This is a genomic window from Verrucomicrobiota bacterium, from assembly GCA_016871495.1.
Taxonomy (GTDB): domain Bacteria; phylum Verrucomicrobiota; class Verrucomicrobiia; order Limisphaerales; family VHDF01; genus VHDF01.
Genome location: VHDF01000129.1, coordinates 1 through 9,960 on the forward strand (window position 1 = coordinate 1; position 9,960 = coordinate 9,960).

The 9,960-nt window shown below is 59.9% G+C and carries 8 protein-coding genes; 6 read left to right on the top strand and 2 right to left on the bottom strand.

Annotated elements, in window-relative coordinates; all coding sequences use genetic code 11:
• Positions 1-42 precede the first annotated feature (42 nt).
• Genes larB through FJ404_18425 form a run of 3 tightly spaced genes read left to right on the top strand, consistent with a single transcriptional unit; the run spans position 43 to position 2,415 of the window.
• On the top strand, positions 43-840 hold the full coding sequence (larB, locus tag FJ404_18415) for a nickel pincer cofactor biosynthesis protein LarB (protein MBM3824824.1): 798 nt from the start codon (positions 43-45) through the stop codon (positions 838-840).
• Positions 837-2,147, top strand: a complete 1,311-nt coding sequence (gene larC / locus FJ404_18420) for a nickel pincer cofactor biosynthesis protein LarC (protein ID MBM3824825.1) — start codon at positions 837-839, stop codon at positions 2,145-2,147. Before larB ends, larC begins: the two co-directional genes overlap by 4 nt.
• Before the next feature lie 16 nt (positions 2,148-2,163).
• The gene (locus tag FJ404_18425) at positions 2,164-2,415 is read left to right on the top strand and encodes a hypothetical protein (GenBank protein MBM3824826.1); all 252 of its coding nucleotides are present in this window, start codon (positions 2,164-2,166) and stop codon (positions 2,413-2,415) included.
• Positions 2,416-2,631: 216 nt separating this feature from the next.
• Here FJ404_18425 and FJ404_18430 read toward each other — a convergent pair whose 3' ends face one another.
• Positions 2,632-3,537 carry a type II secretion system protein gene (locus tag FJ404_18430; GenBank protein MBM3824827.1) on the bottom strand — a complete coding sequence of 302 codons (906 nt, stop codon included), beginning with the start codon at positions 3,535-3,537 and terminating at the stop codon, positions 2,632-2,634.
• On the bottom strand, positions 3,458-4,636 hold the full coding sequence (locus FJ404_18435) for a sigma-70 family RNA polymerase sigma factor (protein MBM3824828.1): 1,179 nt from the start codon (positions 4,634-4,636) through the stop codon (positions 3,458-3,460). The genes FJ404_18430 and FJ404_18435 overlap by 80 nt, the downstream gene beginning before the upstream one ends.
• Positions 4,637-5,497: 861 nt before the next feature.
• Here FJ404_18435 and FJ404_18440 point away from each other — a divergent pair.
• From FJ404_18440 to FJ404_18450, 3 genes are all read left to right on the top strand, one after another.
• Positions 5,498-7,999: a DUF642 domain-containing protein gene (locus tag FJ404_18440; GenBank protein ID MBM3824829.1), complete on the top strand. Its 2,502-nt coding sequence runs from the start codon at positions 5,498-5,500 to the stop codon at positions 7,997-7,999.
• Positions 8,000-8,075: 76 nt separating this feature from the next.
• On the top strand, positions 8,076-8,435 hold the full coding sequence (locus FJ404_18445) for a type II secretion system protein (GenBank protein ID MBM3824830.1): 360 nt from the start codon (positions 8,076-8,078) through the stop codon (positions 8,433-8,435).
• A gap of 51 nt (positions 8,436-8,486) precedes the next feature.
• Entirely contained in the window at positions 8,487-8,801 is a 315-nt protein-coding gene (locus tag FJ404_18450; GenBank protein ID MBM3824831.1) for a hypothetical protein, read from the top strand.
• Positions 8,802-9,960: the final 1,159 nt, after the last annotated feature.

The following is a 9,960-nucleotide window of genomic DNA, read 5'->3' on the forward strand; positions in this document are numbered from 1 at the left end:
CGGCACTTTCCGGCGTGACCGCGAGGGGGGACGCCTGACACGATGGCGCTCGTGACGCGCGAAGAACTGCGAATCTTGCTCGAGCGGTTTCAGGCCGGACATTCCAGCCTGGCTGAGGTGCTCGAGGCCGTTCAGCGAGCTCCGGTCGCGCACTTGGAGTTTGCCCAAGTCGATTGGCATCGCTCCCTCCGCAAGGGTTTTCCGGAAGTCATCCTGGCGGAGCGAAAACTGCCCGCTGAAGTCGTCGCGATCGCGCGCAAGATTTATCAAGGCAGTGGACGCGTGCTGATCACTCGGGCCGGACCTGACCATCAACGAGCCCTGCGGCGGGCGTTCAAGCGCGTTCGCGTGCATGAACGCGCGCGGTGCGCGGTCCTGGAGAAAAGGCCGCTGCCGCGCTTCCCGGGTTGCGTTGCCGTCGTCTCCGCCGGGACCAGCGATCTTCCGGTGGCGGAGGAAGCGGTGGTCACACTCGAAGCCATGGGGCACTGTGTCTTGAAAATCACCGACGTCGGGGTCGCGGGCATTCATCGACTTTTGGCCCGGATCGGGGAAATTCAGGCTGCTCATGTGGTCATTGTGGTTGCGGGCATGGAAGGCGCTCTGCCGAGCGTGGTGGCAGGATTGATTTCGCGTCCGCTGATCGCCGTGCCGACCAGCGTGGGCTATGGCTCGCACGGTGGCGGTTGGGCCGCACTACTGGGCATGCTGAATAGTTGCGGGAGCGGCGTCACCGTGGTGAACATCGACAATGGTTTTGGCGCGGGCTACGCGGCGGCGCAGATCAATCAGGCCCTCGCCGAAGCGGCCGCGGGCGCGCGGCGCGAGGGAAATGGATGAAGACCCTGTATCTCGATATTTTCAGCGGGCTGAGCGGCGACATGTTTCTCGGCGCTTTGCTCGATCTGGGAGTTTCGCTCGAGGCGCTGGAGCGCGAACTTCGGCGACTCGGAGTCGGCGGCTATCATTTGCATGCCAGCCGACGCCAGAAATCCCAGATCGAGGGCGTGAAATTCGATGTGCATCTGGAACAAGCGCGAGGCGATACCCACCGTCACCCCCACGACGGCGACCATGCCCATGCGCATCACCACGACCACAGTCACAGCCACGAGCTTGGTCACTCTCATCCTCATGAACACGAGAGCGATTCGGGCCACGGCCGGGGGTTCGCCGAGATCCGGCGGCTGATCGAGTCCAGCTCGCTCTCGGACTGGGTCAAGGAGAAGGCCGTGGCCGTGTTCCGCCGGGTGGCGGAGGCCGAGGGCAAAGTGCACGGCCTTCCCGCTGACCAGGTCCATTTCCACGAAGTGGGCGCGGTGGATTCGATCGTGGACATCGTCGGCGCGTGCATCGCGCTGGCCATGCTGGGATGTCCGCGCGTGCTGGCGAGTCCGGTGGTCGAAGGCACCGGCTGGGTGCGCTGCGCCCACGGACAGTATCCGGTTCCCACCGCGGCAACTCTGGAGATTCTTGGCGCCCGCGGCATCCCCTTGACGCAGTGCGCCGAGCCGCACGAGCTCTTGACGCCAACCGGCGCGGCCCTGCTGGCAGAGTTCGTAGAAGCCTTCGGGCCCATGAAGGGTTTGATCGCGCGGCGAGTGGGTTATGGATTGGGCACGCGCGACCTCGCCAGCCGTCCCAATGTGGTGAGGGCCATTTTGGGCGAGTCGAGCGCCGAGGAATCCTGCGTTCCCCGGCCTTGGGAGACGGACACGGTGGCGGTCTTGGAATCCAACCTCGACGACATGGGCGCGGAAGCGCTAGGTTATTTTGCGGAAACTGCGTTGAAAGAGGGCGCACTCGATGTGTTTCACACACCGGTGCAAATGAAAAAGTCGCGGCCTGGCGTTCTCCTGACTGTGCTTTGTGCGTTGGCGGATGCGGACCGCTTTGCCGAGCGGATGATGCGGGAAACCGGCACCTTCGGAGTGCGAAGAACGGAGGCGCTCCGATCCAAGCTGCGGCGGGACTTCACGCGAGTGGAAACCGAATACGGACCGGTCACTTTGAAGCGAGGCTGGCTCGGCGATGAATTGATACAGGTGAGCCCTGAGTTTGAAGATTGCCGAAAGCTGGCGGAGGCGCGAGGGGTCCCGCTGAAGGCGGTCTATGATGCCGCGCGCCGGGGGGTCACCCCTTCGTGACCGTTGAGGCGGGCTTATGAACGCTGATCTCGTCCAACTTCTCGTCTGTCCCGAAACGCATCAGTCCTTGAGCCATGCGCCGGCGTCGTTGATTTCGGGCCTGAACCAGCGTATAGCGGCCGGTACGCTCAAGAATCGGGGAGGCGAAGTGACGCAGGAACCCTTGGAGGCCGGCTTGTTGAGAAGCGACGGCCGGGTGCTCTATCCCGTCCGGCACGGTATTCCCATTATGCTGATCGTGGAGTCTTTGGAGGTGACGACGGTCTAAGCCGGATATTTCATACTGAGCTTGAAGCCGCGACAGTGCGCCGCGTGGGGGCACGCGGCCTCCAATCGCGGATGGCGAGTTCGACGCAGGAGATTTGACGCCAAGGGAATGCCATTCACCTTGGGCCTATTGCGCGTCTGGTGGGATTCGGCGGGGAGGGATCGGGCGCCGCGCCAAGGACACACCGAGCTTGCGTCTTCGAATGGAGCGTCTGATTCACTCGGGAATGACCGCGAAGTTATCTCCATTCTCAATGCGCTTCTTCATCACCTCCGCCGGAATGAGCGATCCATGGCCATCCGCATAAAGATAACTGGCCGCCTGACCATGCCGGTAAGGGTCGATATCCGCGAGAACATGCGGCCATCCCAACCCCCATGTATCCGGATGCGTGTGGTCGTCGTAGATGGCTCGCTGGCGGGACGAATCGGATCCGTCCGGCAATCGTGTGCCCAGATTCGACCCCTCGAAGACAATGATCGTGGCCGACGGACGCGCGTAGGACGCCAGCTTCGGCGAGGCAGGGTGGAGCAGGTATTCCCGGCCATCCGGATCAGCCACTCGGGCGGGCGCCGCGAAATCGACAGAAAAAGAGGGTGACTCCTCTGCGATGGTCGAAGTGTATTGGTTGAGAACGAAGCTGGTTCGCTTCCATAGTTTGCGCCGCGCCGCCAGCGGATCCGACGGACACGTGCGCACACTGTTCAAGTCCCCGACATGGGGCGCCAGGGCGTCGATCCAGGCCGGACTATTGGTCGCCCTCGGATCGAATGGCAGGTATCCATTCGGATCGGAATCCGCGTACATGTGCATGGCCAGTCCAATCTGCCGGAGTGTGGACAAGCAACTGACCGCTTTGGCGCGACCCTTGGCTTTACTCACCGCGGGAAGCAGGAGCGCGCTCAAAGTGCCGATGACGGAAATCACCACCAGCAGCTCGATGAGGGTAAAACCGTTGCGGCGGCAAGGCCGGTGCGGCCGACTCGCCCTTCGGCTCCAGGAAACGACACGAAATGTCAGGGTCGCCATATTCAAATTCAATTTATTGCAAGTTGATGGCGATGACCACGGGTTTGGCCTGGTCGCCAGACTTGGGATCTGGAGCCACCCAGACGGCACCATCACCCACGGCCACGCCTTGCGGGGTGCAAAGCAATCCTTGGAGCGGAGATTTCAAGAGAATGCCGCACACGCCCGGGGTGAAGATCGAATCGAACCGCGACGCGAGCTCTGCGGGAGTTTGAATCCAAGAAGTACGCCCCTCATTGTTGATCTTCAAGGGAAACTGGCAGATCGCCGCCACCGCTTGGTGATTGCCCGCCACCGCGTCTTCGCGAAGTTTTCGAAACAACTCATGGACGGGGTCCGGACGCGGAAAACCCGCCCGCCGATAATCGCTGGCCAACGCTTCCAAGGCTGGCGGACTCGAATCCGATTCGAACTGGTAGATTGTCCAAAGGGTTCCACAAAGCAGGAGTCCGCACGCGAGAGTGGGGGCGAGCCAAGACTTGAGCGTGGCGAGGGCGAATTGTTTCGCGACCTGTTCCGCCAAGACCAATGAACTGGCCGTGGGTTTGGCGATGGCCCCCAAAGTCGCTTCGATGAGCTGGGGCGGAGCCGCCGGACTCAATTGGGTTCCCAGCACGGCGGGCAATGAACTGAGCGGGGAAGAAACCCCTCGTTTGCGCAGCTCTTGTTGAAGCCTTTCCAGCGCGCGCGCAACACGTTTGCGCGCCGCGTCTTCCGCGCAACCCAGCGCCTGGCCAATCTCGGCCAGCGATTTGTGCTGGAAAAAGCGCAACCAGATCGCCTGGCGATCCAATTCCCCCAGATCTCCGACGGCCTCGTCGAGACGAGGGGAAAGCTGCATCCACAGTGTGGACTCCTCGTCCTGGGTGGCGTCTGAATTCAACGTCGTCATTTCGAAGGCGGCGGTTTCGCGTTGGAATCGGCGATGCTCCGTTTTGCGGTGGTCCAGGACGGCGTAACGGGTTGCCTGCATGAGCCAGCCTATGAGGAGGGTCCCGGACCTGAGGGAGGAGGCCTTTTTCGACAAGAGGATGAAGACCGTCTGACAGATTTCCTCCGCCGCATGGGGGTTTTGCAATTGGCGCAATGCTGAGCCATAGACTGTTCCCGCGTGACGGCGGACCAACTCGGCGAACGCCGAGTCAGATCCATCGTCAACATAGGCCTGAATAACTTCGTGGTCGCTCTTCACAACCGTTCAACTAAGCAATGGACGCCCGGAAGGAAACCGGACAACTAATAAACATAGAACGGAGGAAAGAAATCTGCAAAGAAGAAATCTGCAAAGAGCGCAGCGGGAGGTGAACGGCCTGCTGATCCGCGTTTCTGTTGGCCCGGCAATACTCTAAACAGGGCCTGCTCAGCTCGGGCCAGTCAAACAATCAAGGGACAGACATTTCGAAAGACTCGGAACGCGCAACCGCACGCGAAGACGCTTTGTAAGTTACCGGACCGCTGGAGTTTCCGCCAGGTCTTGGACTGCGCCAGCCCTCTGGCGCTTTGAGTGAGGACTCGAAATGCACGACGGGCGAGACCTGGCCTCAAGGATCCGTACACCACGGTTCCTAGCTCATTCACCGTTTCCGCGGAGGCGTTCCGATGAACGAAATCGGTAGAGTCGAGGGACTTGTAAAATGGAGGGACAAAATGAAGGGACAGACACGTTGAAAGGAACGCTTCGTCCGAGAACTGGACCAAACGCATGACCTTCACCCACGCACGCAAGATCACACGCTGGTGAGTCGAAGCAACCGCCTGAACCACGCGAACGCTCTTGGAATACCGAAAACTCAACGCGGACCGCTCCAAGGAGCCTGCATCAACAGGTGGCCTCCGCGCCAGGTGCCTGGTTCCCTTCGTCGCCCCGCACGCTGGGCAGCCTACGCCACAGCAGACAAGGCTGTCTGCGTTACCACGACAACCCGGTCACCGACAACCTCTGGATGCACCGGGAAGCTTCGCGGGGTGATTTTTCCACTCGACTTCGAGTCGGCCTTCCGTGAACGTCCGCTTGTTACCCTGTTCGTAGACCTGCTGATCTGACCATCCCACTATGACGACTCGTTCTCCTCTCTTTCGTTGGACCGGGCTCGGCCTCGCCGTGCTCGGAATCCTGCCTTGCGTTCACGGCGCGTCCTTCATCAAAAACCCAAGTTTCGAATCGAATTACAACGACGCCTTTCCACATTACGGTCCGGCGGATGATTGGAGCGGCGCTTCCGGAGTGAACGAAGCCAAAGGTCCGTTCCATAACGGCGGTACCCCGATTCCCGATGGACGCCGTGTGGGATTCAAACAAGGCAGCGGTGAAGTCTCTCAAGACGTCAGCGGTCTTTTGCCCGGCAAACAATACTGGATTCAGTTTCAATACGACTCGCGGAGGTGCTGCGGAGGCACGATCGATATCGTCGTGAAGTGGAATGACGCCGAACTGGCGAAGTTCCCCAACGTTAAACCTGCGGACGGAGGCAATCCTTACCGACTGGCGAATGTGCCATTCACTCCTGAGAGCGATTCAGGCAAGCTGACGATTGCCACGGTCGCGAGCGGCGATGCGACCGCCAATTTCGATGGCGTGACCATCATTCAACGCAACGCGGGCCAGGCTGTGGTTGCCAATTCGAGTTTCGAGGCGAGCGGAGCCGCGGTGGGCGACGGAATTTTCGTCGATGGCACCGGCATTGCGGGATGGCGAGCTTCGGGGACGTATGGGATCAGCACACCGGGTGTCGCTGGACCCGCCAACAACGGCGCGGTGCCCGATCAGGACAATGTCGCTTTCCTGACGGGCAACAGCTCGCTTTCCCAAACGATTCGCAATCTCAAGATCGGCTCTGTTGTCAAGGTGACGTATGCTTACAACGCACCCACCGGCCAATCGCCGCGTTTGCAGGTAAAAGCGGGAACTGCTGCGCTCGCGGAAGATGATGTCGCACCGGTGGGCGGGGCCAACGCCTATCGCGTCAAGACCGTCACATTCACCGCTTCCGATACGGTGGCGGAACTCACTTTCACTCAAACCAAAGCGAGCCAGACGGTCTTGCTCGACGATATCAAGGTGGAAGCGCAGACGATCGTGGAATTCAAACCGATCGCGTTCGAGCCGAACGGCCTGGAACTCGCGCCGGGCTTGAAGGCGACGGTCAAGGTCAGCCTGGATCCCGAGGCGATCAAGACAAAAGCCCACACCCTGCGGCTGCGCAGCTCGAACCCGGCCGTGGCTGCTCTCACCGGGGCGGAGGCGGATGGCTTGATCACGCTCGAATTCCCCAAGGGCGGCTCGGAGTCCAAGACTTTTGAAATCTTAGCCGTTGCGCGTGGAGTCGTCCGCATCGATGTCGCGGACGCGGCGGGATTGCGCGTCGGGGATGACGTGTCGGTTAACATCGTGATGTCGTTTGTGCGGAACTCCAGCTTCGAAAGCAATCCGGCTCCTGCCGGCATCGGCGCGGGTCCCATCGCCGGGTGGAGCGGGGGAACGGGGTTGAACAAAGCGGCGGGACCTTTTCATGACAACGGCGAGATTCCCGACCGCGATCAAGTGGCGGTTCTTCAAGGAAATAATCGGTTGTCGCAAGACATCGCTGGATTGACCGCGGGCGCCACTTACCGGCTGGAATTCCGCTATAACGCCCGCAATTGCTGCAACGGTAAAATTGATTTGGCCGTGAAATTCGACGGCAAAGAGCTGGGCAAAATCACAGGCGTTACCCCCGTCATGGATGCTCATCCTTACTCGGTTCGAACTTTGACGTTTGTCCCGGCCAGTGCGGGCGGGTTGCTCGAGTTCATCACGACAGCCCAGGGCGATGCCACCGTACTGCTCGATGCGGTCAGCATCGTGCGGCGGGATCCCAACGACGTGATCCTCATCAACTCCAGTTTTGAGGCGAGCGGAAATCCGGTTGGCGTTGGTTATTTGCAGCCGAAGAAGATGTCTGGCTGGTCCCAGACCGGCGCTTACGGAGTGAACATCACCGGGCTCGGACCCTTCACCGACAACGGAATTGCTTCCGACCAGGATCGCGTATTGCTCATGCAGGGGCCCGGCACTTTGGCGCAGACCGTGACGGATTTGACGCCCAATCAGAAATACACACTTGTTTATTCCTATAACGCCCGCAATTGCTGCGGAGGTGGCGCCACGCGTTACAGCGTGAGTTTCGCGGATGTGCCCTTGGTGGAGGATGAGGAAGTCTCACCGGTTGGGGTTGGCGAGGCTTTCCATTTGAAAACCCTCTCCTTCACCCCCAGCGTGGCGGAGGGTGAATTGAAGTTTACCACTTCGCCCGAGGGCGATCACACGTTTCTGCTGGATGATATCCGCTTGATCAAAGGCGTTTTCGAACCTCCGGTCGCGTTGCGGGTTTCCATCGCCGGTGGCAATTTGAAGCTAAGCTGGCCCGTTGGAGCAAGCGGTTTCAAATTGGAATCGACACTGGCCCTCCCGGGAGGTTGGGCAGCGGATGGCGCTTCCATTACCGTGGAAGGCACGGACCATGTGGCGACCGTCGCCGCCGGGGCGAAATCCAAGTTCTATCGGCTCCGAAAGTAAGAGATAGCTCTGCATCTCTTCGCGCCCGGATGGCCACAAGTGGTCCGGGCGCGAGTTTGAGGAGTTCAGTCTTGCCATGAAAATTCAGGCTGATTCAGGTCGAACTCGTGGGGGTCTCGGAGAACCCTGTCCTCAGAGGCGCCACGCGTTCACACTCATCGAACTCCTGGTTGTGATTGCGATCATAGCCATCCTGGCGGGGATGCTGCTTCCGGCGCTTGGGAACGCCAAGAAGAAGGCCCAACAGATCAAGTGCGTCTCCAACAACAAGCAGGTCATTCTCGCCTTTCAACTTTATGCTGACGACAACAAGGACGGCTATCCGCTGTGCCGGGACTGGCCCGCTTCGGGCGGGAAGGACGGGGCGTATACTTTCTTCGTCGGGATGACCAACCGTCCCCTTTTCCGGTATCAGGGGTCTCCAGAGATCTTCTAATGTCCGGCAGACAAGGGTGACTCGAAGAGTTTGGAGTTCTTCGGCCGAGCGGTGAAGAATTGTTACAAGGAGTACGGCAACAGCTACCAAATGCAGTGGAAGTGGGATCAATTCCGAATCCGCCGGATTACTGGGGATCCGTTGGCCAATTCGGCTACCGATGAAGGCAAATCGCTGAAGACCAGTGAAATCGCGGTGAGTCCGAGCAATAAATTGGTCCAAGGCGACTGGATTTGGTACGTCACCCGAGGAGTGACCGACCCCAAGAGCGTCTGGCACAACTACAAGGGAAAGGGTCTCGTCGTGATGGTGTGGGCGGATGGGCATGCCGGGCAGTTCTCGCTGCCGTTCAACCGGCATCCGTAGCCGAGTGACGGCGCATTCTGGGGAGCTCAACCTGATCCGACGTTTGCGTGGTGGTGAATGGGAGAGGATCGCTTTTCTACTGGCAGAATGCTCGAAACAATACGCCCCTGCGCGACAACCTGGTACCCCGTGCATCCCGAAGTTGTCTGCAGTGTAGCGCAGGCTGCCCAGCCTGCCGTATCGCCGACTGCCCGTCGGCCCGGCGGGTGAGGGACGAGGCCCTTCGATGCTCTCCACGCGCCTGGTTCCCTTCGTCGCCCCGCAGGCTGGGCAGCCTGCGAAACAGCAGACAGGGCTGTCTGCGTTACCATGACAACCCGGTCACCGACAACCTCTGGATGCACCGCCTGGAACCTGGCTGCGAATTTTTCCATCACCGGTTTCGCCAATGGGGTCAGGCGATGGCGAACAAGAAAACTATGTCCTAAAACATAAGGGGACAGACAATTCGAAGAAGAAAAGCCCGGAGGGTTCTGCGAGTGCGAGGTGAACCTGGACACGAAAACAGGCCAGATCAGTGGTTTGCTGGGCGGCCGTAACTTCCTCAGTTTTGTGATCGTGCGGCCTGAGTTTTAGTCGCGGTGGTTAAACTGGGCGGGGACTCGCGGGAGACAATCCCGTTACTCAGTCAGCCGCGGTACCGGTGCGACGTCTTCCCTGTGCCAATCGAACGACCCCAATTGTTCACAGCGACGTCGCCCGATAATCCCGACGTTTCCACGTCGTAAACGACCGGAGGAGGAACCCATCTCCAGAGGACATGGATCATCGCGCACGTTTGAGGAATACCCGATTGGAGTCTCCACCCGATGGCCGCCGTGCAATCAGTCTCTCCCGGGGTTCAGTCCGATCTCGCGCAAAATAGTTCTCCGCGCGCGCAATAATCGGCCGCGGGCCCCGTAGGAATAGATGAATGCAAGATCTCATCACTGCCTTGGCAGAATTCGTGCGCCGGCAGAGCGAGCGCCAATCAGCCTCCGCTGCCCACGCCGGATGGTGGACGTGCAAATCCTAAATCGACTCCATATCGATCCCCCTACTACGAACGAACAGAAAGTACTCAACCTATGAAAAAGCGTAACGTCCCATTCCACCTCATTCTGACGATGGCCCTGCAGGTGGCTCTTCACGCCCAGGCGCAGCTCCCGCAGTCAGGCGG

Coding starts and splice junctions, on each gene's coding strand:
- larB (MBM3824824.1), top strand. CDS start 43: ATGGCGCTCGTGACGCGCGAAGAACTGCGAATCTTGCTCGAGCGGTTT.
- larC (MBM3824825.1), top strand. CDS start 837: ATGAAGACCCTGTATCTCGATATTTTCAGCGGGCTGAGCGGCGACATG.
- FJ404_18440 (MBM3824829.1), top strand. CDS start 5,498: ATGACGACTCGTTCTCCTCTCTTTCGTTGGACCGGGCTCGGCCTCGCC.
- FJ404_18425 (MBM3824826.1), top strand. CDS start 2,164: ATGAACGCTGATCTCGTCCAACTTCTCGTCTGTCCCGAAACGCATCAG.
- FJ404_18430 (MBM3824827.1), bottom strand. CDS start 3,537: ATGGTGCCGTCTGGGTGGCTCCAGATCCCAAGTCTGGCGACCAGGCCA.
- FJ404_18445 (MBM3824830.1), top strand. CDS start 8,076: ATGAAAATTCAGGCTGATTCAGGTCGAACTCGTGGGGGTCTCGGAGAA.